This window comes from Salibaculum griseiflavum, assembly GCF_003129565.1.
Classification (GTDB): Bacteria; Pseudomonadota; Alphaproteobacteria; order Rhodobacterales; family Rhodobacteraceae; genus Salibaculum; species Salibaculum griseiflavum.
In genome coordinates this window covers 15,643-40,039 of the sequence record NZ_QETF01000019.1, presented here as the reverse complement: position 1 = coordinate 40,039, position 24,397 = coordinate 15,643, and the positions used below count along the sequence as shown (strand labels likewise).

Genomic DNA, 24,397 nt, shown 5'->3' with positions numbered 1-24,397 from the left:
AAGAATTCTCCAGAAAATTCTTCGCGCCGCCTAGCCGATCCGCGCCAGCACAGAGGCTTGCGTGACCTTGCCGATGGGTTGGCCATGTTCGGTCACGGTCAGGCTTGGCGTGTCTTGCAGACGGGTGATCAGGTCGGCAAGCGGCGCCTCGGCATCCACCTCGGGCCCATCGGTGCCGTCGATCATCACGTCGCGTGCGCGCAGCACGCCCAATGGGTTCATGTTGGCCACGAAATCGGCCACGTAATCATTCGCCGGGTTCGAGAAGATCTCTCGCGGAGTGCCGCATTGCACGATCCGCCCGCCTTCCATGATGGCGATCCGGTTGCCGATCTTGAACGCCTCGTCGAGGTCGTGGCTGACGAAGATGATGGTCTTGCCCAGTCGTTTCTGAAGGTCCAGCAACTCGTCCTGCAACCGGGTGCGGATCAACGGGTCGAGCGCCGAAAACGGTTCGTCCATCAACAGGATCGGCGCATCCGTGGCAAAGGCGCGGGCCAGTCCGACGCGTTGCTGCATGCCGCCGGAAAGCTCACCCACCAGTGCATCGGCCCGGTCGGACAGGCCGACCAGCGCCAGTTGCGCCTCGACTTTTTCCTGTCGCTCGGCCTTTTCCATGCCATCCAGTTCCAGCCCGAAGCCAACATTATCGCGCACGCTGCGCCAGGGCAGCAGGCCGAATTGCTGAAAGACCATGGCGATTTTCTTGCGGCGCAGGCGGCGCAGGGTGGCCGTGTCGGCATGGGTAACGCTCACCTTTTCGCCGTCCTCCTCGACCCGCACTTCTCCGCGCACCACCGGGTTCAGCCCGTTTACCGCGCGCAGCAGGGTGGACTTGCCGGACCCTGACAGGCCCATCAGGACAAGGATCTCGCCCTCTTCCACATCGAGCGAACAGTCGTGCACGCCCAGCACCTGACCAGTGGCTTTCTGGATGTTGTGGCGGTCCTGCCCGTCGTCCATCAGCGGCAGGGCCGCCTCGGGGGACTCTCCGAAAACGATCGAGACATTGTCGAATTCTACAGCGCTCATTTCCGGTCCACCCGTAGCATCCGGTCCAGCATGATCGCGACGATCACGATCACCAGCCCGCTTTCAAACCCCTTGGCCGTGTCGACCGTATTCAATGCCCGCACCACGGGCACGCCCAGCCCGTCGGCGCCCACCAGCGCGGCGATCACCACCATGGACAGCGACAGCATGATCGTCTGGTTCAGCCCGGTCATGATCTGCGGCAGGGCCGAGGGCAGTTCGACCTTCCACAACTTTTGTCGCGGCGTGGCGCCAAACGCGTCCGCCGCCTCCAGTAGTGCCAGCGGGGTCGAGGCGATGCCCAGCTGTGTCAGGCGGATCGGGGCCGGGATCACGAAGATCACCGTGGCGATCAGGCCGGGCACCATGCCGATGCCGAAAAAGACGATGGCCGGGATCAGGTAGACGAAGGTGGGCAAGGTCTGCATCAGGTCCAGCACGGGCCGCATCCAGGCATAAAGGCGCGGCCGGTGGGCAGCGGCGATGCCGATGGGCACGCCGATGGCCATGCAGACGACGCAGGCCGACAGCACCAGCGTCAGGCTTTCGGCTGTTTCTTCCCAATAATCCTGGTTGAGGATGAACAGGAACCCCGCAGCCACGAACAGGCAGGTCTTCCAGTTGCGCTGCAACACCCATGTCAGGGCGACGAAGGCAGCGATGATGAACAAGGGGTGCGGGGTTTGCAGCACCCACAGGATGCCATCGATCAGGCCTTCCATGGCCAGCGACAGGAAATCGAAAAAGACCTGACCCGTCCGTTCGAGCCAGTCAAAGCCGGCCTCGGCCCAGGCGCCGATCGGCAGCTTGTTTTCGGTTAACCAGTTCAGCATGGGCCTCCAATCCGCCCAGCGAGGTCAGGGCGTTGCATCATCGCGTCCCGTCCAAGGAAATCGGGCCGCCCCATCAGGACGGCCCGGTCGCTCTTACATATCCAGCGCGGCCGAAACGGCCTCGGCGGCGTCGCCGCCATCCTTGGTGGTCACGCCGTCAAGCCAGCCCATGACGACATCCGTGTTGCCGGCCATCCAGGCGGTCGCGGCCTCGGCGGGGTCTTCGCCATCGTTCAGGATCGCGCCCATGATCTCGTTTTCCATGGCCAGCGTGAATTCCAGGTTGTTCAGGAATACCCCAAGGTTCGGGCAGGCCTCGGTGTAGCCGGCGGTGGTATTGGTATAGACCGTCGCGCCGCCGAGGTTCGGGCCGAACCAGTCATCGCCACCTTCCAGGTAGGTCATGTCGTAACTTGCGTTCATCGGGTGGGGTTCCCAGCCCAGGAACACGATCGCCTCGTCCCGGTCCGACGCGCGGCCCACCTGGGCCAGCATCCCCGCCTCGGAGCTTTCGACCACCTCGAAATCGGCATCGCCGAGACCAAAGGCGTTGTCGGCGATCATGTCCATGATCAGGCGGTTGCCGTCATTGCCCGGCTCGATGCCGTAGATTTCCGCATCCAGTGCATCGGCATTGGGGGCGATATCGGCGAAAGTGGTGATTCCCAGCGCGGCACCCGCGGCATTGGTGGCCAGCGTGTATTTCGCGCCTTCCAGGTTGGCGCGCACGGTGTCGACGGTGCCGGCCTCGCGGTAGGGGGCGATGTCACCTTCCATGGTGGGCATCCAGTTGCCAAGGAAGACATCGACGTCACCTTCGGCCAGCGAGGTGTATGTCACCGGAACGGACAGAACCTTGATATCGGTGTCGTAGCCCAAGGCTTCGAGCACGACGGTGGTGGCAGCGGTGGTGGCAGTGATGTCGGTCCAGCCCACATCCGAGAAGGTCACGGTTTCGCAATCGGCATGGGCCGCGGTGGCCGCGCAGATGGCGAGGATCGAAAGCGAGGATTTCATAGGTATCTCCCTGTTGTCGGTTTCGGCTTTTTCTTGATTGACGAGTCAATAAAAAACAAACTAGCTTGCACATTGCAAGTCATTTCGGAGACCGCATGCCAAAGCTTGGGGCAGAGCCTATACGCCGCGAGGCACTGGTAAAAGCCACGATCGCCGAGATCGGGGCCACCGGAAGTCTTGACGTGACCGTGGCCCGCATCGCCAAGCGGGCGGGGATGTCCAGTGCGCTGGCGCATCATTATTTCGGCGGCAAGGAGGATATTTTCCTGGCCGCGATGCGCCACACCCTGACCGTCTATGGCGCCGAGGTGCGCGGTGCGCTGGCCATGGCAACCGGACCGCGTGACAGGTTGGAGGCGATCGTGCGGGCCAGCTTCTCGACATCGAATTTTCGCAAGGAGACCATCGCATCCTGGCTGAATTTCTATGTTCTTGCTCAGAAAAGTGACAGCGCGGCCCGGCTCCTGACGATCTATCGGCGGCGGTTGCGGTCCAACCTGCTGCATGAACTGCGGCCGCTTGCCGGCGATGCTGCCGAGGCTATAGCCGAGCGCCTCGCGGCGCTGATCGACGGGCTCTACCTGCGGGTCAGCCTGCGCGACGACCTTGAAAACGGGGACGAGGCGACGGCGCTGGCCCTCGGCCTGATCGAAAGGGAGCTGAGATGACCCGCAATATCCTGATCCTGATGGTGGACCAGTTGAACGGGACGTTGTTCCCCGACGGGCCTGCCGATTGGCTGCATACACCGAATCTGCGCAGATTGGCGGATCGGTCCACACGTTTTGCCAACAGCTATACCGCCAGCCCGCTTTGCGCGCCCGGGCGGGCCAGTTTCATGACCGGCCAATTGCCCAGTCGCACCGGCGTCTATGACAATGCCGCCGAGTTCAGCTCGGCCCTGCCGACCTATGCCCACCATCTGCGCCGGGCGGGCTACCAGACCTGCCTTTCGGGCAAGATGCATTTCGTCGGCCCCGACCAGATGCACGGGTTCGAGGAACGCCTGACCACCGATATCTACCCGGCCGATTTCGGCTGGACGCCGGATTATCGCAAGCCGGGTGAACGGATCGACTGGTGGTATCACAACATGGGATCGGTCACCGGGGCGGGCGTGGCCGAGATCTCCAATCAGATGGAATATGATGACGAGGTCGCCTATCACGCGACCCGCAAGCTTTACGACCTTGCGCGCGGTCAGGATGACCGGCCCTGGTGCCTGACGGTCAGCTTCACCCACCCCCATGACCCCTACGTGGCGCGCAAGAAATACTGGGATCTCTACGAGGATTGCGATCACCTGCTGCCGCAGATGGCAGCGCTGGACTACGACGATCACGATCCCCATTCGCAGCGCATTTTCGACGCCAATGACTGGCGCAGCTACGACATCACCGAGGACCATATCCGCCGCGCCCGCCGCGCCTATTTCGCCAATATCAGCTATCTTGACGACAAGATCGGAGAGATCCTTCAGGTGCTGGAAGACACCCGTCAGGAGGCCACGATCCTCTTCGTGTCGGATCATGGCGACATGCTGGGGGAGCGTGGTCTGTGGTTCAAGATGTCCTTCTTCGAGGGCTCGGCGCGCGTGCCCCTGATGGTCTGCGATCCGGACATGGCGGCAGGTCGCGTGGATACGCCCGTCAGCAATATCGACGTCTGCCCGACCGTCTGTGATCTGGCCGGGGTCAGCATGGACGAGGTCGCGCCCTGGACCGATGGCGAAAGCCTGAAACCCTTGGGGCAGGGCGGCGCACGGACCAGCCCCGTGGCGATGGAATATGCCGCCGAGGCCTCCTATGCGCCGCTCGTGTCGCTGCGGCAGGGCCGTTGGAAATACAATCGTTGCGCGCTCGACCCCGAGCAATTGTTCGACCTGGAGGCCGACCCGCAAGAGCGGATCAATCTTGCCGAGGTTGCAGAACATCAAGGCACCCTGGCGGATTTCCGGGCTCAGGCGGATGCCAGATGGGATCTCGACAAGTTCGATGCCGAGGTGCGCCAAAGCCAGGCGCGGCGCTGGGTGGTCTACGAGGCGCTGCGCAACGGGGCCTATTACCCGTGGGATTACCAGCCGCTTCAGAAGGCATCCGAACGCTATATGCGCAATCACATGGACCTCAATGTTCTTGAGGAAAACCAACGCTTTCCGAGAGGAGAATGAGATGATCGACCCACAGCCAAGGGGCAGCCATTTCGTTGACGGAGAATATGTCGAGGATTCCACCGGGGCCGAGATTCCGGTGATCTATCCGGCCACCGGCGAACAGATCGCGACCGTCTACGCCGCCACTGACGCGGTGGTCGAACAGGCCCTGGCCGCCGCCAAGCGGGCCCAGCCCGAATGGGCGGCCATGACGGGAACCGAGCGGGGCCGTATCCTCCGCCGCGCTGCCGATATCATGCGCGAACGCAACCACGATCTTTCGGTGCTGGAAACCCGCGACACCGGAAAGCCCTTGCAGGAAACGCTTGTCGCCGATGCCACAAGCGGCGCCGATGCGCTGGAATACTTTGGAGGGATCGCGGGCAGCCTGACGGGCGACTACATCCCGCTGGGCGAGGACTTCGTCTATACGCGCCGCGAACCTCTGGGCGTCTGCGTCGGCCTCGGGGCTTGGAACTATCCCACCCAGATTGCCTGCTGGAAGGGTGCCCCGGCGCTGGCCTGCGGTAATGCGATGGTTTTCAAACCCTCGGAAACCACGCCGCTTTCCGCCCTTCAGGTGGCCGAGATCCTGCACGAGGCGGGCCTGCCCAAGGGGCTTTACAACGTGGTGCAGGGCCGGGCGCGGGTCGGCTCGCTTCTGGTCAATGACAAACGGGTGGCCAAGGTGTCGCTGACCGGGTCCGTTCCCACGGGCCGCAAGGTCTATGCAATGGCCGCTGTCGGCATGAAGCACGTGACGATGGAACTGGGCGGCAAGTCGCCGCTCGTGATTTTCGACGATGCCGACCTGGAGAACGCGGTCAGCGGCGCGATCAACGGCAATTTCTATTCCTCGGGGCAGGTCTGTTCCAACGGCACCCGGGTTTTCGTCCAGAAGGGCATCAAGGAGGCCTTTCTGGCGCGGATGACCGAACGGCTGGCAGGCGTGAAGATGGGCGACCCGTTGGATGAAAACACCAATTTCGGTCCGCTGGTCAGCCAATCCCAACTCGAGATCGTTGAGGGCTATGTCGCCAAGGGCCTCGAAGAGGGCGCCCGTCTGGTTCACGGCGGCAATCGGGTTGACCGCGAGGGGTATTATATCGAACCCACCGTCTTCGCCGACGTGACAGACGACATGACCATCGCCCGCGAGGAGATCTTCGGCCCGGTCCTGTCGGTGCTGGATTTCGAGACCGAGGACGAGGTGCTGGCGCGGGCCAACGATACCGAGTTCGGCCTGTCCGCGGGCGTCTTCACGCGCGACCTGACCCGCGCCCACCGCATGGCCGCGGGGTTCGAGGCGGGCACCTGTTACATCAACACCTATAATGATGCGCCCGTCGAGGCCCCGTTCGGTGGCTCCAAGCAATCTGGCGTGGGCCGCGAAAACTCCAGCGCCGCCATCGAGCATTTCAGCGAGAAGAAGTCCGTCTATGTCCGCATGGGCGATGTCGAGGCGCCCTTCTGAGCAGGAGCAAACATGCAGGCTGATTACGTCATCGTCGGGGCCGGTTCGGCGGGCTGTGCCATGGCCTACCGGCTGGCCGAGGCCGGGAAATCCGTGCTGGTGATCGAATATGGCGGCTCCGATCTTGGGCCTTTCATAAACATGCCCGCAGCGCTGTCCTACCCGATGAACATGCGCCGCTATGACTGGGGCTATGAAACCGAACCCGAGCCGCATCTGGGCGGGCGGCGGCTGGCCTGTCCGCGGGGCAAGGTGATCGGGGGATCGTCCTCGATCAACGGCATGATCTACGTGCGGGGCCATGCCCACGACTTTGATTATTGGGCCGAAACCGGGGCCGAGGGCTGGGGCTATGCCGACGTGCTGCCCTATTACCGGCGCATGGAAGACTGGCACGATGGCGGACGTGGCGGCGATCCGGCCTGGCGCGGTCAGGGCGGCCCGCTGCATGTCACGCGCGGGGCGGGCAAGAACCCCCTTGTGCAGGCTTTCATAGAGGCGGGCGGACAGGCCGGGTATGAGCTGACCGACGATTACAACGGTGAAAAGCAAGAAGGCTTCGGCCCCTTTGAGGCGACGATCTGGAAAGGCAAACGCTGGTCGGCCGCGCGGGCCTATCTGCGCCCGGCCCAGGACACCGGCCGCTGTCGTATCGTGCATGGTCTCGCAGCAAGGCTGGTGATCGACGAAGGGCGCGCCAAGGGCGTGGAACTGGCCGATGGACGCGTGATCTCGGCGCGCGCTGAAGTGATCGTTGCCGCCTCGGCCATCAACTCGCCCAAGCTCTTGATGCTGTCGGGGATTGGCCCTGCGGCGCATCTGGCCGAACACGGGATCGAGGTCGTGGCCGATCGCCCCGGCGTCGGGCAGAACCTGCAGGATCACCTCGAACTCTACGTTCAGATGTCGGCGAAGGGCCGCGTGAGCCTCTACAAGTATTGGAGCCTTTTGGGAAAAGCCTGGGTCGGGGCGCAATGGCTGTTCCGCCGGCAGGGCCCCGGCACAAGCAATCAGTTCGAAAGCTGCGGCTTCATCCGCAGCCGGGCGGGTATTGCGTATCCGGACATCCAGTTCCACTTCCTGCCCCTTGCCGTGCGCTATGACGGGAAGGGCGCGCGCGAAGGGTTCCAGGCCCATGTCGGCCCGATGCGGTCGAAATCGCGCGGCGCGGTGACCTTGCGCTCGGCCAATCCCGAGGACGATCCGCGCATTTTCTTCAACTACATGTCCCATCCCGACGACTGGGACGAGTTCCGCACCTGCATCCGCCTGACCCGCGAAATCCTCGGGCAGGAGGCCTTTGCGCCTTGGCGGGGCGAGGAACTGGTGCCGGGGCCGATGGCCCAGAGCGATGCCGATCTGGACGCGGCGATACGCGAGCATGCCGAAAGCGCCTATCACCCCTGTGGCACCTGCCGCATGGGCCGTGCCGATGACCCGGACGCGGTGGTCGATCCGCAGGGTCGGGTGATCGGGGTCCAGGGGTTGCGCGTGGCCGACAGCTCGATCTTTCCGCGCATCACGAACGGGAACCTGAATGCACCCTCGATCATGGTGGGCGAGAAGATCGCCGATCATGTGCTTGGACGCCGTCTGCCCCCGGCCAATGATCGGCCATGGGTTCACCCCGATTGGCAGAATTCTCAAAGATAGGCCGAATCCTTTGATCCCTGTCAAAGTGCAGTGCGGTGCTGGCCTCTAGCGTCGTTTCGTGAAGACGCGAACAGAAAGGGAGAACCATGTCGCATACCCCTCACGAGCTGGCCGAGGAATTTCCGGATCACGTCGACGCGATCCACAAGCTGAAGGTGGAAGACGCCCATTTCGCCAAGCTTTTCGAGGAATACCACGAGATCAACCGCGCGGTGCATCGTGCCGAAACGGACGTGGAACCGACCGATGATCTGCATATGGCCGAGCTGCGCAAGCAACGTCTGGCCCTCAAGGACCAAATCTGGTCCGAGCTGCAAAAAGCCTGAGCCCGGCGGCCCGCCAACTGCGCTACCAGACGTGGATAGCGGGCCCCGTATGCCGCGAAGGATCAATAAGTGGATGGCTGGTCAGGCGTTGTCGCCCGCGCCCTCCACATGGGCTTTGAAATTCTCGAAAAACGCATCCGCCATCTTGCGGGCGAACCCGCCCACGACACGGCTGCCCAACTGAGCCAGCTTGCCGCCAACCTTGGCCTCCACCGCGTAGGTCAGTTCCGTGCCCTCGGAGACCGGCGCGAGCGATACATCGGCTGACCCCTTCGCGAAACCGGCCACGCCGCCCTTGCCTTCGCCAACCAGCGTGTAGCTTTCGGGCGCATTCACGTTTTCCAGCGTCACCTGGCCCTTGAAGGTCGCCTTGACCGGGCCGACCTTCTGTTTGACCACGGCCTCGAACCCCTCCTGCGCATTGCCGGTCAGCTCTTCGCAGCCTGGGATGCAGGCCTTCAGTGTTTCGGCATCGTTCAGATGGGTCCAGACGGTTTCCCTGTCGGCGGCGATCATCTGTGTCCCGCTCAGTTCCATGCTGCGCTCCTCCCGGCATTGGTGTCCGATACTTGTGTCCCGAATGGACCCTGCGCGTCAATCGACCTGGTAGGGCAGCATGCCACGACGATTGGGGTCCACGCGCAGCTGCCGTTCCAATGGCGGGACCGATCGCTGCGGGCAATTGCGCCGTTCGCAGATGCGGCAGGAAATGCCGATCGGTTCGAAGGCCTCGGCATGATCGGTGGGCATGCCGTCGGCATAGGTCAGGGCGCCCGCATGTTTCACCTCGCAGCCCAGCCCGATGGCGTAGCGGCGGGTCGGAATGCCCCAGGCGCCGCCGGGCTTGGACACATCCCGCGCGAGACAGAAATAGCGCACGCCGTCTGGGGTTTCGGCCAGTTGCCGCAACCAGCGGCCGGGGGTCTCGAAGGCCCGGTGGACATTCCACAGCGGGCACGCCCCGCCGAACCGCGCGAATTGCAGCGTTGTGGCCGAGTGGCGCTTGGTGATGGTGCCGGCCTGGTCCACCCTTACGAAAAAGAACGGAATCCCCTTGGCGCCGGGCCTTTGCAGGGTCGACAAGCGATGCGCCACCTGTTCCAGCGAGGCGCTGAAGCGGTCCGCCAGCCGTTCGAGGTCGTGCCGTGTTTCCTGCGCCGCCGCCAGGAAGACGCCGTAAGGCATCAGCGCGGCCCCGGCGAAATAATTGGCAAGGCCGATCTTGGCGATGGATCGGGCCTGATCGCTCTGGAAACGGGCGAAATCGAGCGTCGCCTCCAGCAGCTTGTCCTGTTCCAGTAACGCCAGTTGCAGCAGCATCTGGAAAACCTGCGTCGAGGGCGCAGCGGTGCGCGCGAGCGTCAGGGTCTTGGTTTCGGCGTCGTAGCGCCGGATCTCGGGGTCGCGGCTGCGGGCGATGGTGACGCCGTGCCGTGTCAGCGCGTTTGCCGTCGCGGCCTCGATATCCGGGCCGGCCTTGGCGGCGAAGCTTTCGGCCGCGCGGTCGACGGCGTCGATGTAATTGTCGCAGTAGTGGAAAAAGTCGCGCACCTCTTCCCACGGGCTGGGTTGCAGTCGGCTGTCCTCGCGCCCCAGTGCCTCGTCGAGGCTGGCCAGACGCTCATGGGTCTGGCGATAGGCGGTGTGCAGTTCGAGAAAGGCACGGGCCAGGGCCGGCGCGTTGGAGGCGGCCAGCCGCAGGTCCGATTGCGGCGGGGCGGAGCTGGTAAAGACCGGGTCGGCCAGGGCCTCGCGCATATCCGAGACAAGGCGCGCCTCGTCGCCCGATTGCAACTCGGTCACGTCGAAGCCGAATTCCTGCGCCAGCGCCAGAACCACCGTGGTCGAGACCGGGCGGTTGTTGTTTTCCATCTGGTTGAGATAGGGCAGGGACACGCCCAACTTCTCGGCGAAGGCCTTTTGGGTCAGGCCGATGCGCCCGCGCAATTCGCGCAGCTTGGCGCCGGCATAGAGTTTCTGGGTCGCCATGTCGGCAGGTCCTCGGGGCAGTGGGTGCTTTGCAGGTTAGCCTGGAAAGACGATAGTCTTTGCAAACCCGTCGCGCAATGATCAGCGGCTCAGTTTGGCCGTGCGGCGCATCACCAACAGGATCGAGCCGGTTGCCAGAACCGACGTTACGAACATGATGGCCTGCAGCGGCAAAGCGCCGGTTTGCTCGGTCAGAAGGCTGCCCGCGATAGCCGACAGGAAAGCACCGCCGCCGATCATGATCGCGCCGCCCAGCCCGCTGGCCGTGCCGGCCAGATGCGGGCGCACTGATAGCGACCCGGCGGTGGCATTGGGCAGCATGATTCCGTTGCCCAGCCCAAGCGAGGTGCAGAACCCGAAAAACAGCAGAGGGTGCGAATACCCCAACAGCGAAACGATCAGCGAGGCCCCCATGCCAGCCCCGGCGATCAGGGTGCCGATCAGGATCATCCGGTCGATGCCGATCCGGACAGAGAATCGCCCGGAAATCCCGTTTCCGATCGCATAGCCGATCGCGGGGGATCCAAGCGCGATCCCGGCCCAGAACGGGGATAGTCCGAACACCTCTCCCGCCACGAAGGATGCGCCGCCCAACAGGGCAAAGAAGGCGCCCGATCCGAAGGCGGCGCAGGCGACATAGCCCCAGAAACGCGGCGATGTCAGAAGTTCGGGATAGGTGCGCATCTGCGCCCGGAAATCCATCCCCGACCCGGCCACGGTCTCGCCCAGGTCGTAATAGGCCAGCGCCAGAACCGCCGCTCCGGCGACTGCAAGAAAGACGAAAGAGGCATGCCAATCGAACAGCTGGTCGAGCGCACCCCCGATGGCCGGGCCGATCATCGGCACCAGGGCCATGCCCATGGTGACGTAGCCGATCATCGAGGCCGCCTCGGCGTCAGGGACCATGTCGCGCACGATCGCCCGAGACAAGACCATGGCCGTGGCGACCGCCGCCTGAAGAAGCCGGAATGCCAGGAAGACTTCGACTGTCGGGGACAGGATCGTGCCGATCGTCGCGACCAGGAACAAGCTGAGCGCCCCGAGGATCATCGGCCGGCGCCCGTATCGGTCGGCCAGGGGGCCGATTCCGACCTGGAGGATCGCTGTCGCCGCCAGGTAGCCCGAAACCGCGAGCTGCATCACCGCGTAATCGGCCTGGAAATAGACCGCCATGCCGTTCAGCGACGGCAGGAAGATCGACATGTTGAGCGCGGGAATACCGGCCAACAGGATCAGGGTCAGAAGGTGTGGGGCGGTCCGGCGATCGAGAAACCGGACATCGGGCGAGGTTGTCATGAAACAGGGCTAGGCCCTTTCGACGAGTGTGTCCATGCACATGGTCGGGGCCGTCGACGCACAGGGTCGAGCGTTCGCAGATTTGCTAAATACGAGTGCCGCAAATCCATTTCTTTGCAAATTTGCCAATCGGGACTCGGGTTTTGGCGCATGGCGGTCTAGAACGGAGCCAATCTAGCCAAGGGATCACCGCATGACCGATATTTTGCAGCAACTGGAAGAGCGCCGCGAGGCCGCCCGCCTCGGCGGGGGGCAGAAGCGTATCGACGCCCAGCATTCCAAGGGCAAGCTGACCGCACGCGAACGGATCGAACTGCTGCTCGACGAGGGCAGTTTCGAGGAATACGACATGTTCGTCGCTCACCGCTGCATTGATTTCGGCATGCAGGACAACCGCCCCTATGGCGACGGGGTCGTCACCGGCTGGGGCACGATCAATGGCCGCCAAGTCTATGTCTTTTCACAGGATTTCACCGTTCTGGGCGGATCGGTCAGCGCGACCCATGCCCAGAAGATCTGCAAGATCATGGACATGGCCATGCAGAACGGTGCCCCGGTCATCGGCATCAACGACTCGGGCGGCGCCCGTATCCAGGAGGGCGTCGACAGCCTGGCCGGATATGGCGAGGTCTTCCAGCGCAATATCGAGGCCTCAGGCGTGGTGCCGCAGATTTCCGTTATCATGGGCCCCTGTGCGGGCGGCGCGGTCTATTCCCCGGCCATGACCGACTTCATCTTCATGGTGAAGGACAGCTCTTACATGTTCGTCACCGGCCCCGACGTGGTCAAGACGGTGACCAACGAACAGGTCACCGCAGAGGAATTGGGCGGGGCCAGCACCCATACCAAGAAGTCGAGCGTCGCCGACGCGGCCTTTGAAAACGACGTGGAGGCCCTGGCCGAAGTGCGCCGCCTGGTGGATTTCCTGCCGCTCAACAACCAGCAGAAGCCGCCCGTGCGCCCCTTCTTCGATGATGTGGACCGGGTCGAGGACAGCCTCGACACGCTGGTGCCCGAAAACCCGAATATGCCCTATGACATGAAAGAGCTGATCCACAAGATCGGCGACGAGGGCGACTTCTACGAGATCCAGGAGGATTTCGCCAAGAACATCATCACCGGGTTCATCAGGCTCGAAGGCCAGACCGTGGGTGTGGTCGCCAACCAGCCGATGGTGCTTGCCGGCTGCCTGGATATCGACAGCTCGCGCAAGGCGGCGCGTTTCGTCCGCTTCTGCGATGCTTTTGAAATTCCGCTGCTGACGTTGGTGGACGTGCCGGGCTTCCTGCCGGGCACGGGCCAGGAATATCGCGGCGTCATCAAGCACGGCGCCAAGCTGTTGTTCGCCTATGGCGAGGCAACGGTGCCGAAGGTCACCGTCATCACCCGCAAGGCCTATGGTGGCGCCTACGTGGTCATGAGCTCCAAACACCTGCGCGGGGATATCAACTATGCCTGGCCCACCTCGGAAGTGGCGGTGATGGGCGCAAAGGGCGCGACCGAGATCCTTTATCGCTCCGAACTTGGCGACGAAGAAAAGATCGCGGCCCGCACGGCGGAATACGAAGACCGCTTCGCCAATCCCTTCGTGGCCGCCGAGCGCGGGTTCATCGACGAAGTGATCCAGCCCCGTTCGACGCGCAAGCGGCTGTGCCGGGCCTTTGCCGGGTTGCGCGGCAAGCAGCGCAAGATGCCGTGGAAGAAGCACGACAACATCCCGCTCTAGTCCGGCACGGGGCGGGGGCTCTGCCCCCGTCGGCCCGATGGGCCGACTCCCCCGCGGTATTTTCGACCCAAAGAAGCCAGGTGGCACGCCCTTGTTGATCCGTTCGTTCCTTTCCGTCCTGATGTTGGCCGCCGCTCCCGCGGTGGCTGCTCAGGACGTGACGGTGCCCTCTGGCCAGCCGCTTAGTCTTTTGGAGGTGCGACTGGAGGAGGTGCCGGTGCTGGCACGGTTCCGGTTCCTCGCGCCGGACCTCGATGCACGTGGTTTCGAGGCGGTGGCCGATGACTTCGCCGTGCTGTGTGCGGATTTGGCATTGCCGGCCCTTGCTGCAAGCGATGTCACGGTGGACAAACTGGTGATCTCGATGTCGGCAAAAGATGTGCCCTTCGGAGAGGTCGCCCCCGATGTGACGCAGTTCTTCGAAGTTTTCAGCATCGAGAACGGTGACTGCATATGGGAGGCTTTTTGATGCAGACACAATATCTTGCAAAACGAAGCTCATGTATATGCTGCTTTGTGTCGGGTGCGCCACAGGCCCCGGCGCCGAAAACTGTCCCGTATCAATCGGCCCCTGTTTCGCGTAGTTTTCCACAGGGTTGTTCCCAAGCAGCCTTACCTCGGAAATCGGATCCGAACCGGCGCGAGACCGGCACGATCCGCGTGCAGACAAGAGACAGGAGACAGTCATGTCGAACAAAATCAAGAGCCTCGCGGCCGTGGCCGTGCTGGCCCTGGTTGCGGCTTGCGGCGGCAATGATGCCGGCGAGGTCGAGGAATTCGTGGTCGTTGACCCGGTTCCGGTTACCACCGAGCCCAGCTTTTCCGGCAAGTACAACTAGGCCGGTCTCGGGACAGGCGCGCCAGCCTGTCCCACCGACGCGCCTTCCGATCGGCGAGGGCGCGTGATGGAAAAGCACCGCGGATTCCCCAGTCGCCTGCCCGGCACCGACTACCAGTTCACGCTGCGGCGTCCTGCCAAGGGCACGCCCCCCGCATTGAAGCGCCGCGAGCGTTATGCCGATCGGCGGCCTGCAGATCGCAAGGCGGACGAGGGGTTCCTCTGGGCCTTGATCGACCATTTCGGAGACGAGCCATTCGCACGTGGCAATCTGGATGCCGGGCGGTTGAATTGGTTGTTCGAGCGAGAGGTCGTGCCCGCCGAGGATCCCTTTGATCCGGAAAGCTACGATGCCCTGCTGCGGGTCGATATGAAGGTCGCCCATGCCAGCTTTCCTGAAATCTTCATGCCGGGATGGTCGCCATGATCGGCAGGAATCGGCGCACCAGAATACACTTTTGGCGGGAAATGGCCGAGCTTCGCCCCTGTGCGCAGCTTGCGCGTGACCGGGCAGGCCGGGGGTGGCAACGTGATGGAGCGGGCGGTTCCCAGCCGCGCGCATATTGTCAAAACCGTTACCCTTCCCCTCGTCGGCCTGATCGCTCTGCGGTCGGGCCGGCACCCCTTTTCTCGGTGGGGCAATTCCGCGCAAAACCCTTGCAGCTCAAGTTTTCAGTTGTGTTCAAGCGTGAAAACGCCGATTCTCACTACCATAAGACCAACCAAAACAAGGGCAGTATCCAATGTTCAAAATCCGTCTCGTTCTCGCCTGTGTGGCAGTGGCCGGCCTGTCGGCCTGCCTCGACAACGATCTCGAGCGCGGCCTTGCCGGCGCCGCTGCCGGTGCCGTCGTCACCGATGCGCTTGGCGGCGACCCCGTCACGGGTGCCATCGTCGGTGGCGCGGCCGGTGCGCTGTGCGACGAAGTCACGACCGCTTGCCGCTGATCTGATTGCGCCCCGTCCGGGGCGGCCGAACCTACCCAACCGCCGTTCCGGGATTTCCCCGGCGCGGCGGTTTTTCTTTGAAGGACCCTAGCCCATGTTCAAGAAAATCCTGATCGCCAACCGGGGCGAGATCGCCTGCCGCGTCATCAAGACCGCCCGCAAGATGGGCATCGCGACCGTTGCCATCTACTCGGACGCGGACAAGCACGCTTTGCACGTGGAAATGGCGGACGAGGCGGTTCATATCGGACCGGCTCCGGCGAACCAGTCCTATATCGTGATCGAGAACGTGATGAAGGCGATCCGCGAAACCGGGGCCGAGGCGGTGCATCCGGGCTACGGGTTCCTTTCCGAGAATGCCAAGTTTGCCGAGGCGCTGGAGGCTGAAGGCGTCGCCTTCATCGGGCCGCCCAAGGGCGCGATCGAGGCGATGGGCGACAAGATCACTTCGAAAAAGATCGCGCAGGAAGCCGGTGTCAGCACCGTGCCCGGCGTGATGGGCCTGATCGAGGATGCCGATGAGGCGGTGAAGATCAGCCAGGAGATCGGCTACCCGGTGATGATCAAGGCCAGCGCCGGGGGCGGGGGCAAGGGCATGCGGATCGCCTGGAACGACGAGGAGGCGCGCGAGGGCTTTCAATCGTCGAAGAACGAGGCGGCCAGTTCCTTTGGCGACGACCGCATCTTCATCGAGAAATTCGTCACCCAGCCGCGCCATATCGAGATTCAGGTCCTGTGCGACAGCCACGGCAACGGCATCTATCTGGGCGAGCGGGAATGCTCGATCCAGCGCCGAAACCAGAAGGTGATCGAAGAGGCCCCGAGCCCCTTCCTCGACGAGGCGACGCGCAAGGCGATGGGCGAACAGGCCGTGGCGCTTGCGCAGGCTGTTGATTATGCCAGCGCCGGCACCGTCGAGTTTATCGTCGACGGCGAAAAGAACTTCTACTTCCTTGAAATGAACACCCGTTTGCAGGTGGAACACCCCGTCACCGAGCTGATTACCGGCGTCGACCTTGTCGAACAGATGATCCGCGTCGCGAATGGCGAGGTTCTGCAACTCAGCCAGGACGACATTCAGCTCAATGGCTGGGCGATGGAAAGCCGGCTTTACGCCGAGGACCCCTATCGCGGCTTCCTGCCCTCGATCGGGCGGCTGACCCGCTATCGCCCGCCCGCAGAGGTGGCCGAGGCCAAGCGCGCGGTGCGCAACGATACCGGCGTCTTCGAGGGCGGCGAGATTTCCATATATTATGACCCGATGATCGCCAAGCTGTGCACGTGGGCCCCTGACCGCGACACGGCGATCGAGGAGATGCGCATCGCGCTCGACAGTTTCGAGGTCGAGGGGATCGGGCACAACATCCCCTTCCTGGCCGCGGTCTATGATCACCCGAAATTCACCAGCGGCGAGATGACCACCGCCTTCATCGCCGAAGAATACCCCGACGGGTTCGAGGGCGTGACCCTGCCCAAGGCGGAGCTGGGCCGCGTTGCTGCCGCTGCCGTCGCCATGTACCGGGTCTGCGAAATTCGCCGGGCGCGTATCTCGGGGCGGATGGGCAACCATGAACGTCATGTCGGGCAGGATTGGGTCGTGACCCTGCAGGGCGAGACCTATGAAGCCCGTGTCGAGGCGGATCGCGAAGGTGCGACTGTCGACGTCGATGGCCAGACTTATCGCGTCGAGGGGGACTGGACGCCCGGCCAGTCTCTGGCGCGCATGTCCGTGGATGGGGCGCCGCTCGTGCTCAAGACCGACCTGATTTCCGCGGGCTTCCGGCTGCGGTATCGCGGAGCGGACCTGAAGGTGAACGTGCGCACCCCGCGCCAGGCCGAACTGGCCGCGCTTATGCCCGAGAAACTGCCGCCGGACACGTCCAAGATGCTTCTTTGCCCGATGCCCGGGATGATCGTGAAGGTCGATGTCGAGGTCGGCCAGGAGGTGCAGGAGGGCCAGGCGCTCTGCACCGTCGAGGCGATGAAGATGGAAAACATCCTGCGTGCGGAACGGACCGGGATCGTGTTGCAGATCAATGCCGGGGCCGGTGACAGCCTTGCGGTCGACGACGTGATCATGGAGTTCGAATAGCCCCATGCCGCGCCGCGCCCATATCGCGCTGGTCTACCTGTTGGCCTACCTTGCGGCGCTCGGAACCGCCTATGCGGTGATGCGGTTGCAGGCCGGGGCGGTCTTCGCGCCCGGTCAGACCGGCCCGTCCGGGCTGCGCCTTCTGGCCGCGCCGGTCGCCGGGGTGGCCGCCTTTGCACTGGTCTACGGTATCGGTCGGGGCCGTGCCCTGCGAGGCGGGTTCTGGGTATTGGCCGCCGTGGTTCTGCTGGCGATGTGGGGGGCGGCCTACCTGTTGATCGGGGCCGGGATGGGCCCGGTTGCTGCATTGGGCTTGGTTGTTCTGGTCACGTTGGCCGCAGGCCTGGCGCTTGCGCTTCGCGTCGAGGGCGACTGAGATGGCTCAGAAACCGCGTTCGGCGTCGATCTCCTGCTGCCTGAGCGGCATCTTGTCGATCGAGCGCGATATCTCTCGCGCGGGCCAAGGGGCGGGTTTGCGCAGTTCGACCTCGCCGTCCTTGCCAATGATCACCAGCATGAAGCCGCGGGGCCGCAACCGCTCGCGCAGGGGCGACATGGCGGCAGGGTCGGTATCGACCACGACGACCACGTCGCGTTCTATCAGAACCTCGGGGCGGTCGGCCAGAAGATCCAGCTGCTGGCGCAGGCGCGGATCGTTCGGGCTATCGGCGAAGATCACGATGGGTCGCGCGATCCATACAAATTCGCTCAAATCCAATTCATCGGCGGCAAAAACCGTGGCGGGCTCGGCTTGCCAGAGTTCGACCGCGGACAAGTCAGGACTGTCCTGCGCAATGGCCGATCCGGCCAGTAGACCCGCGAAAACTAGGGCGAAAAGTCGTGTCATTCGTCATCCCTTCGCGTCTGATATAGGGGTCTTGTCCGGGAAATCGAAGGCTTTGCGTCCCACTGGCCGGAACAATTTTATCATTAAGCCTATTGTCAGAAACTGTCTTGAAACAGGTCCATGGCGAGATGCGCCGTTTGGCGCGTCCTGTCCACCACGCTGGAAAGGATCAAGGCATATGGACATTCTGCTGCATCTGGGCGCGCATCGCACCGCCACAACCAGTTTCCAGGCCTTCCTTTGGAACAATCGGGCGGCATTGGCCGCCGCGGGCCTGACCCCCTGGACACCGCGCCGCACCCGCGACGGGCTGCTGGATGGGCTGGTGCGCCACCCCATGCGCGTCACGATGGAGGATGATCAGCGCGGCCTGCGGTCGATCGGACGCATTCAGCTTGAACTGGGGCGGCTGGAAATCGCCGGTCAATCGGCGCTGTTGCTGTCAGAGGAAAACCTGCTCGGCACGATGATGAACAATATCGAGGATCGCAGGCTCTACCCCTACCTCGTGGAACGGATGGCACGCTATGCCCCGGCATTCGACGGGCACACTCTGCGACTTGGGCTCGGGATTCGGTCCTACGAAGACTATTGGGCGTCTTGCCTGGGCTTTGCCATCCGGCGTGGCTATCCCGCCCCCGACCGGGCCTTGCTGGATTGCCTTGTCACACAGCCGCGACGCTGGCGGCGGCTGGTCCGCGATATCGCCACGGTTTTTCCGGGGGCCGAAATCACGGTCTGGACCTATGAACAATGGGCCGGGCGGCCCCGCGACGTGGTCGCGGCGCTGTGGCGCAGGGACCTGCCCGCCGGTCTTTCCGACCCGGCGGACTGGCACAATCGGGGCCCCGGTTTCGGCGGCCTGGTCGAGGAACTGGCGCTGCGTGGCGAATGCATGCCCGGCGGATCGTATCAGGACAAGGCCGGGCGCTGGATGCCCTTTGATGAGGACCAGCGCGCTGTTCTGCACGCCGAGTATCGCCATGACCTGGCTTGGCTGAAGGCCGGGGCCGAAGGGCTGGCCACCTATACCGACGGGCGAAAAACGTCCGCGACGACTGACAGGCCCGGGAAACCGGGCAGAAGGAATCTGCGCGTGGTGCCGGGAAGCGGCCCCACGCCAACCGGAGGACTGAAAGATGGGATCGAAAAAGGAGTGGGCTGAACGCGCCGAAAAGGAACTGCGCGGGCGGCCACTGGATGACCTGACATGGAAGACGCTGGAAGGGATCGACGTCCAGCCGCTCTATACCGACGAGGATGCGCGCGACCTGCCACATATGGGCACTCTGCCCGGCGAGGCGCCGTTCACCCGTGGGGTGCGCTCCACCATGTATGCCGGGCGGCCCTGGACCATCCGGCAATATGCGGGCTTCTCGACGGCCGAAGAGTCCAACGCCTTCTATCGCAAGAACCTGGCCGCCGGGCAGCAGGGCGTCTCGGTCGCCTTCGACCTGGCCACCCATCGCGGCTATGACAGCGACCACCCCCGCGTCGAGGGCGATGTGGGCAAGGCGGGCGTTGCCATCGACTCGGTCGAGGACATGAAAGTCCTGTTCGACGGCATCCCGCTCGACAAGGTCTCGGTCTCGATGACGATGAACGGTGCCGTGATCCCGATCCTTGCCAGTTTCATCGTCGCGGGTGAGGAGCAGGGACACGACAAATCGGTGCTGGCCGGCACCATTCAGAACGACATTCTGAAGGAATTCATGGTCCGGAACACCTATATCTATCCGCCCGAACCTTCGATGCGGATCATCTCGGACATCATCGAATACACCTCCAACGAGATGCCGAAATTCAACTCGATCTCGATCTCCGGCTACCACATGCAGGAGGCCGGCGCGAACCTGGTGCAAGAACTGGCCTATACGCTGGCCGACGGGCGCGAATACGTGAAAGCGGCGATCGAGGCGGGGATGGACGTGGACAAGTTCGCGGGCCGGCTGTCCTTCTTCTTTGCCATCGGCATGAATTTCTTCATGGAGGCGGCCAAGCTGCGCGCGGCGCGGATGCTCTGGCACCGCATCATGACCGAGTTCGGCGCGAAGAATGACCGGTCGAAGATGCTGCGCACCCATTGCCAGACCAGCGGCGTGTCCTTGCAGGAACAGGACCCCTACAACAACGTCATCCGCACTGCCTACGAGGCGATGAGCGCGGTTCTGGGCGGCACGCAAAGCTTGCACACCAACGCGCTGGACGAGGCCATCGCGCTGCCCACGGAATTCAGCGCGCGCATCGCCCGCAACACCCAGCTGATCCTGCAGGAAGAAACCGGCGTGACCAACGTGGTCGATCCGCTGGCGGGATCCTACTACGTCGAAAAGCTGACCCATGACCTGGCCGAAGAGGCCTGGAAGCTGATGGAAGAGGTCGAGGAGATGAGCGGCATGACCAAGGCCGTCGCCTCTGGCATGCCCAAGCTGAGGATCGAGGAAACCGCCGCGACCCGGCAGGCGATGATAGACCGCGGCGACGAGGTGATCGTCGGTGTCAACAAGTATCGCAAGGACAAGGAAGACCCGATCGACATCCTCGACGTGGACAACGTCAAGGTTCGCGACAGCCAGATCGCGGCCTTGAAACGCATCCGCGACAGCCGCGACCAGGCGGCCTGTGACGACGCGCTGGCGGAACTGACCCGTCGCGCAAAAGAGGGAGGCAACCTGCTGGAGGCCGCGGTGGAGGCCGCGCGCGCCCGCGCAACCGTCGGAGAAATCAGCATGGCGATGGAAAAGGAATTCGGACGGCACCGCGCCGAGGTCAAGACACTGGCCGGGGTCTATGGCGCCGCCTATGAGGGCGACGAGGATTTCGCCGCCATACAAGAGGCCGTGAACGCCTTCGCCAAGGACGAGGGGCGCCGCCCGCGCATGCTGGTGGTCAAGATGGGGCAGGACGGCCACGACCGCGGCGCAAAGGTCATCGCCACGGCCTTTGCCGATATCGGGTTTGACGTGGATGTTGGCCCCTTGTTCCAGACGCCCGAAGAGGCCGCGCAGGACGCGGTGGACAACGACGTGCACGTGATCGGTATCTCGTCGCAGGCGGCGGGTCACAAGACCCTTGCCCCCAAGCTGATCGAGGCGCTGAAAGCGGCCGACGCCGAGGATATCATCGTGATCTGCGGCGGTGTGATCCCGCAGCAGGATTACGATTTCCTGAAAAAGGCCGGGGTCAAGGCGATCTTCGGCCCGGGCACCAATATCCCCGAGGCGGCCAAGGATATCCTGCGCCTGATCCGCGAAGCGCGAGGGTAAACGCGCGGACGGGCGGCCCCGCCGGCTTGCGCCGAGCGTGCCCGCCCCGTCCGTTGCCCTTGGCACCTTGCCCCGGTGCCGGAATCCGGGTGATCTGTGCGAAGGAAGGGCAACGCGATGCAGCTTGATCATCTCGCCATATGTGCGGCCGACCTTGAGGAGGGTGTCGCCTCGGCCGAGGCGCGGCTGGGCGTGCCGATGGGGCCGGGCGGGAAACACGCCCATTTCGGCACCCATAATCGGCTGCTTGGGCTGGGGGCGGGCCTGTATCTTGAGGTCATTGCCCCGGACCCCTCCGCCGAAAGCCAGGGCCCAAGGTGGTTCGGCCTGGACAATCCGCCTGATAGCCCGCGCCTTGTCAACTGGATCTGCCGTGTGCCCGATCTGGATGCGGCGCTGGCCGATTTCCCGGAATGCGGCGTTGCTGTCGACCTGGCCCGCGATGCCCTGCGCTGGCGCATTTCCGTGCCCGGGGATGGCCGCCTGCCGCTGGATGCCGCCCTGCCGACCCTTCTGCAATGGCAGGTGGACAGCCCGCCGGGCGACAGCCTGCCGGAAAGCGGTGTCCGCTTTGCCGGTCTGACGATCACCCACCCGCAGGCCGCGGCCCTGTCGCGGCGGATCTCGGTGCCCGGTGTCGTCTATCAGCAGGGCGATCAGCCCGGTCTTTCGGCGCGGTTCCACACGCCCCGCGGCGAGGTCACGCTGTGACGCCGCGCCCGGCCCGCGCCGCGGATGCCGGGGCCATTGCCGCGATCTGGAACCATTACATCCGCGAGACCTCCGCCACCTTCAATTCGGCGGAAAAAACCGCGTCCGAGGTCGAGGCCGCCATCGCTGCAAATCCCTGTTTCCTCGTGATCGAGGCCGACGGGGCCGTCGCCGGATTTGCGACCTATTTTCAGTTCCGGGGAGGCGTCGGCTATCGCCACACGATGGAACATACGGTGCAATTGGCGCCCGGTTCATCGGGTCGCGGATTGGGTCGCGCCCTGATGACCGCGCTTGAGGACCATGCCCGCGCGGGGGCGGTGCATTCGCTCTTTGCCGGGGTCAGCGGGGAAAACCCCGAAGGCGTCCGGTTCCATCGCGCATTGGGCTACAGGCAGGTCGCCCGCCTGCCTGAAGTGGGTCACAAATTTGGCCGCTGGATGGACCTGATCCTGATGCAAAAACGGCTCTGACATTCCCGGCCGTGGCCGCTATGGTGCGCCCATGTCGATCTGGGATCGCATATCCGATGCGCTTGCCGCGCTGCGCCAGGGCGAAAGCCTGTCCGAGGTGTTCGGACGGCTCCGCACGCCACCCGAACGCACCGTGGCCTTCGCAATCGCGGTGATTGCGCTGGGCGCCAAGATGGCCAAGGCCGACGGCCAGGTGACCCGCAACGAGGTCGCGGCCTTTCGCGAGGTTTTTCATATTCCGCCGCGAGAGGAGAAAAACGCCGCGCGCCTGTTCAACCTCGCACGTCAGGACGTGGCCGGGTTCGAGGATTATGCCCGCAAAATCCGCAACATGTATGGCGACGATGAAAAGGCGCCGCTGTGTGAGTTGATGGAGGGCCTGTTCCATATCGCCTTGGCCGATGGTGAATACCACCCCAAGGAAGATGAATTCCTGTCGCGCGTGGCCGAGATCTTCGAGCTGGGCGAGCGGCGCTTCAAGACCGTGCGGGCGCAATTCGTCCCCGATGCCGAACGCGACCCTTACGACGTGCTGGGCGTCGACCCGACAATGTCATTGGACGAGATCCGCAAGGTTTGGCGGCGTCTGGTGCGCGATACCCATCCCGATGCCATGCTGGCGCGCGGCGTGCCCGAAGAGGCGGTGAAACTGGCCGAGAAACGCATGATTGCCATCAATCATGCCTGGGACGAGATATCGGAGCGTGCCTGATGCGGCTGGCGACGTATAATGTCGAATGGTTTGCCAACCTGTTCGATGAAAACGAAGAGCTTTACGATGACGGCGGCTGGTCCGGGCGGCAGGACGTGACGCGGGCCCAGCAGACCGCGGCCCTGGGCATCGTTTTCCGGGCGCTGGACGCCGATGCGGTGATGGTGATCGAAGGCCCGGACAGCCATTCGAGGCGCGACGGGGTCAAGGCGCTGGAGGGTTTCGCGGCGCGGTTCGGGTTGCGCGCGCGCAAGGCGCTGATCGGCTTCGTCAATGATACGCAGCAGGAAATCATCCTGATGTATGATCCCGACCGGATGACCGCGCGCCATGACCCTCGCGAAAGCGATGGCGTTCCTCGCTTCGATCTGACCTTTCGGCTGGACCTCGACGTGGACCGCGCGCCCGAGGTCATCCGCTGGTCCAAGCCGCCGTTGGAGGTGGCGCTTGAAACCGCCTCGGGGCGCAGGCTTCGGCTGATCGGGGTGCATGCCAAATCCAAGGCGCCACACGGGGCCAAGGGGCGCGAACAGATCATGCGCCTGTCGATCGAGAACCGCCGCAAGCAATTGGCACAATGCATCTGGCTGCGTCGCCGAGTCGAGGAAGACCTGGCCGCAGGCGATGACCTGATCGTTCTGGGTGATTTCAACGATGGTCCCGGACTGGACGAATACGAGAAACTCTTTGGCCGATCAGGCGTCGAGATCGTGCTGGGTGAGGGCAATGGGGAACAATTGTTCGACCCCCATGCCCGACAGGCCCTGTCGAAACGCATCGCCGCCGCGCCGGTTTCGGCCCGGTTCCAGGTGCCCCCCGACGGGCGGTTCCTGTCCGTTCTGCTGGATTATATCATGGTGTCCGATGGCCTGCGCGAGACCGACCCCCGCTGGTGCATCTGGCACCCGTTCGACGACCCCGATTGCTATGCGGATGAAACCTTGCGCCGGGCATTACTGACCGCGTCGGACCATTTCCCGGTGACGCTGGATTTCAAGGATTGATTTGGGAAT

Annotated in this window: 25 protein-coding genes; 18 read left to right on the top strand and 7 right to left on the bottom strand. The window is 63.7% G+C overall.

Going from position 1 to position 24,397, the window contains the following annotated elements; all coding sequences use genetic code 11:
• Nucleotides 1-30: 30 nt before the first annotated feature.
• The 3 genes from choV to choX form a co-directional block, all read right to left on the bottom strand.
• Nucleotides 31-1,032, bottom strand: a complete 1,002-nt coding sequence (gene choV, locus DFK10_RS13975) for a choline ABC transporter ATP-binding protein (protein ID WP_109389646.1) — start codon at nt 1,030-1,032, stop codon at nt 31-33.
• Nucleotides 1,029-1,862, bottom strand: coding sequence for a choline ABC transporter permease subunit (choW, locus tag DFK10_RS13970; protein WP_109389675.1), 834 nt, complete (start codon nt 1,860-1,862; stop codon nt 1,029-1,031). Before choW ends, choV begins: the two co-directional genes overlap by 4 nt.
• Before the next feature lie 96 nt (nt 1,863-1,958).
• Complete coding sequence (gene choX, locus DFK10_RS13965; RefSeq protein ID WP_109389645.1) at nt 1,959-2,882, bottom strand: choline ABC transporter substrate-binding protein; 924 nt, start codon at nt 2,880-2,882, stop codon at nt 1,959-1,961.
• 95 nt (nt 2,883-2,977) lie between these two features.
• Here choX and betI point away from each other — a divergent pair, with 95 nt between their 5' ends.
• The 5 genes from betI to DFK10_RS13940 all read left to right on the top strand — a co-directional run bounded on the left by betI (nt 2,978) and on the right by DFK10_RS13940 (nt 8,487).
• On the top strand, nt 2,978-3,550 hold the full coding sequence (gene betI / locus DFK10_RS13960; RefSeq protein WP_109389644.1) for a choline-binding transcriptional repressor BetI: 573 nt from the start codon (nt 2,978-2,980) through the stop codon (nt 3,548-3,550).
• Nucleotides 3,547-5,052, top strand: coding sequence for a choline-sulfatase (gene betC / locus DFK10_RS13955; protein WP_109389643.1), 1,506 nt, complete (start codon nt 3,547-3,549; stop codon nt 5,050-5,052). Before betI ends, betC begins: the two co-directional genes overlap by 4 nt.
• 1 nt (nt 5,053) lies before the next feature.
• Nucleotides 5,054-6,508: a betaine-aldehyde dehydrogenase gene (betB, locus tag DFK10_RS13950; protein WP_109389642.1), complete on the top strand. Its 1,455-nt coding sequence runs from the start codon at nt 5,054-5,056 to the stop codon at nt 6,506-6,508.
• 12 nt (nt 6,509-6,520) lie between these two features.
• Entirely contained in the window at nt 6,521-8,161 is a 1,641-nt protein-coding gene (betA, locus tag DFK10_RS13945; RefSeq protein ID WP_109389641.1) for a choline dehydrogenase, read from the top strand.
• A gap of 86 nt (nt 8,162-8,247) precedes the next feature.
• On the top strand, nt 8,248-8,487 hold the full coding sequence (locus tag DFK10_RS13940; protein WP_109389640.1) for a YdcH family protein: 240 nt from the start codon (nt 8,248-8,250) through the stop codon (nt 8,485-8,487).
• 81 nt (nt 8,488-8,568) lie between these two features.
• Here the strand turns inward: DFK10_RS13940 and DFK10_RS13935 are convergent, their stop codons facing one another.
• The 3 genes from DFK10_RS13935 to DFK10_RS13925 form a co-directional block, all read right to left on the bottom strand.
• Nucleotides 8,569-9,024, bottom strand: a complete 456-nt coding sequence (locus DFK10_RS13935; RefSeq protein ID WP_109389639.1) for a CoxG family protein — start codon at nt 9,022-9,024, stop codon at nt 8,569-8,571.
• Between the two features lie 57 nt (nt 9,025-9,081).
• Nucleotides 9,082-10,476, bottom strand: a complete 1,395-nt coding sequence (locus DFK10_RS13930; protein WP_109389638.1) for a helix-turn-helix domain-containing protein — start codon at nt 10,474-10,476, stop codon at nt 9,082-9,084.
• A gap of 81 nt (nt 10,477-10,557) precedes the next feature.
• Nucleotides 10,558-11,772 carry a multidrug effflux MFS transporter gene (locus DFK10_RS13925; RefSeq protein ID WP_109389637.1) on the bottom strand — a complete coding sequence of 405 codons (1,215 nt, stop codon included), beginning with the start codon at nt 11,770-11,772 and terminating at the stop codon, nt 10,558-10,560.
• Nucleotides 11,773-11,965: 193 nt separating this feature from the next.
• Here DFK10_RS13925 and DFK10_RS13920 point away from each other — a divergent pair, with 193 nt between their 5' ends.
• The 7 genes from DFK10_RS13920 (at nt 11,966) to DFK10_RS13895 (ending at nt 17,751) form a co-directional block, all read left to right on the top strand.
• Nucleotides 11,966-13,498, top strand: coding sequence for an acyl-CoA carboxylase subunit beta (locus tag DFK10_RS13920; protein ID WP_109389636.1), 1,533 nt, complete (start codon nt 11,966-11,968; stop codon nt 13,496-13,498).
• Nucleotides 13,499-13,592: 94 nt separating this feature from the next.
• Nucleotides 13,593-13,967: a DUF6497 family protein gene (locus DFK10_RS13915; protein WP_217810162.1), complete on the top strand. Its 375-nt coding sequence runs from the start codon at nt 13,593-13,595 to the stop codon at nt 13,965-13,967.
• 217 nt (nt 13,968-14,184) lie between these two features.
• Nucleotides 14,185-14,337: a hypothetical protein gene (locus DFK10_RS16535; protein WP_217810161.1), complete on the top strand. Its 153-nt coding sequence runs from the start codon at nt 14,185-14,187 to the stop codon at nt 14,335-14,337.
• 66 nt (nt 14,338-14,403) lie between these two features.
• The gene (locus tag DFK10_RS13910) at nt 14,404-14,763 is read left to right on the top strand and encodes a hypothetical protein (protein ID WP_109389635.1); all 360 of its coding nucleotides are present in this window, start codon (nt 14,404-14,406) and stop codon (nt 14,761-14,763) included.
• A 316-nt stretch (nt 14,764-15,079) separates the two neighbouring features.
• Complete coding sequence (locus DFK10_RS13905; protein ID WP_109389634.1) at nt 15,080-15,283, top strand: hypothetical protein; 204 nt, start codon at nt 15,080-15,082, stop codon at nt 15,281-15,283.
• A gap of 94 nt (nt 15,284-15,377) precedes the next feature.
• Nucleotides 15,378-17,375, top strand: coding sequence for an acetyl-CoA carboxylase biotin carboxylase subunit (locus DFK10_RS13900; RefSeq protein WP_109389633.1), 1,998 nt, complete (start codon nt 15,378-15,380; stop codon nt 17,373-17,375).
• Between the two features lie 4 nt (nt 17,376-17,379).
• Nucleotides 17,380-17,751 carry a hypothetical protein gene (locus DFK10_RS13895; protein WP_109389632.1) on the top strand — a complete coding sequence of 124 codons (372 nt, stop codon included), beginning with the start codon at nt 17,380-17,382 and terminating at the stop codon, nt 17,749-17,751.
• Between the two features lie 6 nt (nt 17,752-17,757).
• Here the strand turns inward: DFK10_RS13895 and DFK10_RS13890 are convergent, their stop codons facing one another.
• The gene (locus DFK10_RS13890; protein ID WP_109389631.1) at nt 17,758-18,222 is read right to left on the bottom strand and encodes a DUF4174 domain-containing protein; all 465 of its coding nucleotides are present in this window, start codon (nt 18,220-18,222) and stop codon (nt 17,758-17,760) included.
• 178 nt (nt 18,223-18,400) lie between these two features.
• Here DFK10_RS13890 and DFK10_RS13885 point away from each other — a divergent pair, with 178 nt between their 5' ends.
• The 6 genes from DFK10_RS13885 (at nt 18,401) to DFK10_RS13860 (ending at nt 24,388) form a co-directional block, all read left to right on the top strand.
• The gene (locus DFK10_RS13885; protein ID WP_109389630.1) at nt 18,401-19,387 is read left to right on the top strand and encodes a hypothetical protein; all 987 of its coding nucleotides are present in this window, start codon (nt 18,401-18,403) and stop codon (nt 19,385-19,387) included.
• Entirely contained in the window at nt 19,362-21,488 is a 2,127-nt protein-coding gene (gene scpA / locus DFK10_RS13880; RefSeq protein ID WP_109389629.1) for a methylmalonyl-CoA mutase, read from the top strand. The genes DFK10_RS13885 and scpA overlap by 26 nt, the downstream gene beginning before the upstream one ends.
• Nucleotides 21,489-21,605: 117 nt before the next feature.
• Nucleotides 21,606-22,199 carry a VOC family protein gene (locus DFK10_RS13875; RefSeq protein WP_109389628.1) on the top strand — a complete coding sequence of 198 codons (594 nt, stop codon included), beginning with the start codon at nt 21,606-21,608 and terminating at the stop codon, nt 22,197-22,199.
• On the top strand, nt 22,196-22,672 hold the full coding sequence (locus DFK10_RS13870; protein WP_109389627.1) for a GNAT family N-acetyltransferase: 477 nt from the start codon (nt 22,196-22,198) through the stop codon (nt 22,670-22,672). Before DFK10_RS13875 ends, DFK10_RS13870 begins: the two co-directional genes overlap by 4 nt.
• Before the next feature lie 31 nt (nt 22,673-22,703).
• Nucleotides 22,704-23,384: a molecular chaperone DjiA gene (locus DFK10_RS13865; RefSeq protein WP_109389626.1), complete on the top strand. Its 681-nt coding sequence runs from the start codon at nt 22,704-22,706 to the stop codon at nt 23,382-23,384.
• Nucleotides 23,384-24,388 carry an endonuclease/exonuclease/phosphatase family protein gene (locus tag DFK10_RS13860; RefSeq protein ID WP_109389625.1) on the top strand — a complete coding sequence of 335 codons (1,005 nt, stop codon included), beginning with the start codon at nt 23,384-23,386 and terminating at the stop codon, nt 24,386-24,388. Before DFK10_RS13865 ends, DFK10_RS13860 begins: the two co-directional genes overlap by 1 nt.
• Nucleotides 24,389-24,397 lie beyond the last annotated feature (9 nt).

Bases quoted from the DNA above. Each gene is read 5' to 3' on its own strand.
- DFK10_RS13900 (WP_109389633.1), top strand. From the start codon at position 15,378: ATGTTCAAGAAAATCCTGATCGCCAACCGGGGCGAGATCGCCTGCCGC.
- choX (WP_109389645.1), bottom strand. From the start codon at position 2,882: ATGAAATCCTCGCTTTCGATCCTCGCCATCTGCGCGGCCACCGCGGCC.
- DFK10_RS13905 (WP_109389634.1), top strand. From the start codon at position 15,080: ATGTTCAAAATCCGTCTCGTTCTCGCCTGTGTGGCAGTGGCCGGCCTG.
- DFK10_RS13860 (WP_109389625.1), top strand. From the start codon at position 23,384: ATGCGGCTGGCGACGTATAATGTCGAATGGTTTGCCAACCTGTTCGAT.
- DFK10_RS16535 (WP_217810161.1), top strand. From the start codon at position 14,185: ATGTCGAACAAAATCAAGAGCCTCGCGGCCGTGGCCGTGCTGGCCCTG.
- DFK10_RS13920 (WP_109389636.1), top strand. From the start codon at position 11,966: ATGACCGATATTTTGCAGCAACTGGAAGAGCGCCGCGAGGCCGCCCGC.
- scpA (WP_109389629.1), top strand. From the start codon at position 19,362: ATGGGATCGAAAAAGGAGTGGGCTGAACGCGCCGAAAAGGAACTGCGC.
- betI (WP_109389644.1), top strand. From the start codon at position 2,978: ATGCCAAAGCTTGGGGCAGAGCCTATACGCCGCGAGGCACTGGTAAAA.
- betA (WP_109389641.1), top strand. From the start codon at position 6,521: ATGCAGGCTGATTACGTCATCGTCGGGGCCGGTTCGGCGGGCTGTGCC.
- DFK10_RS13865 (WP_109389626.1), top strand. From the start codon at position 22,704: ATGTCGATCTGGGATCGCATATCCGATGCGCTTGCCGCGCTGCGCCAG.
- DFK10_RS13875 (WP_109389628.1), top strand. From the start codon at position 21,606: ATGCAGCTTGATCATCTCGCCATATGTGCGGCCGACCTTGAGGAGGGT.
- DFK10_RS13925 (WP_109389637.1), bottom strand. From the start codon at position 11,772: ATGACAACCTCGCCCGATGTCCGGTTTCTCGATCGCCGGACCGCCCCA.
- DFK10_RS13910 (WP_109389635.1), top strand. From the start codon at position 14,404: ATGGAAAAGCACCGCGGATTCCCCAGTCGCCTGCCCGGCACCGACTAC.
- betC (WP_109389643.1), top strand. From the start codon at position 3,547: ATGACCCGCAATATCCTGATCCTGATGGTGGACCAGTTGAACGGGACG.
- DFK10_RS13885 (WP_109389630.1), top strand. From the start codon at position 18,401: ATGGACATTCTGCTGCATCTGGGCGCGCATCGCACCGCCACAACCAGT.
- DFK10_RS13890 (WP_109389631.1), bottom strand. From the start codon at position 18,222: ATGACACGACTTTTCGCCCTAGTTTTCGCGGGTCTACTGGCCGGATCG.
- DFK10_RS13935 (WP_109389639.1), bottom strand. From the start codon at position 9,024: ATGGAACTGAGCGGGACACAGATGATCGCCGCCGACAGGGAAACCGTC.
- choV (WP_109389646.1), bottom strand. From the start codon at position 1,032: ATGAGCGCTGTAGAATTCGACAATGTCTCGATCGTTTTCGGAGAGTCC.
- DFK10_RS13895 (WP_109389632.1), top strand. From the start codon at position 17,380: ATGCCGCGCCGCGCCCATATCGCGCTGGTCTACCTGTTGGCCTACCTT.
- DFK10_RS13940 (WP_109389640.1), top strand. From the start codon at position 8,248: ATGTCGCATACCCCTCACGAGCTGGCCGAGGAATTTCCGGATCACGTC.
- DFK10_RS13930 (WP_109389638.1), bottom strand. From the start codon at position 10,476: ATGGCGACCCAGAAACTCTATGCCGGCGCCAAGCTGCGCGAATTGCGC.
- betB (WP_109389642.1), top strand. From the start codon at position 5,054: ATGATCGACCCACAGCCAAGGGGCAGCCATTTCGTTGACGGAGAATAT.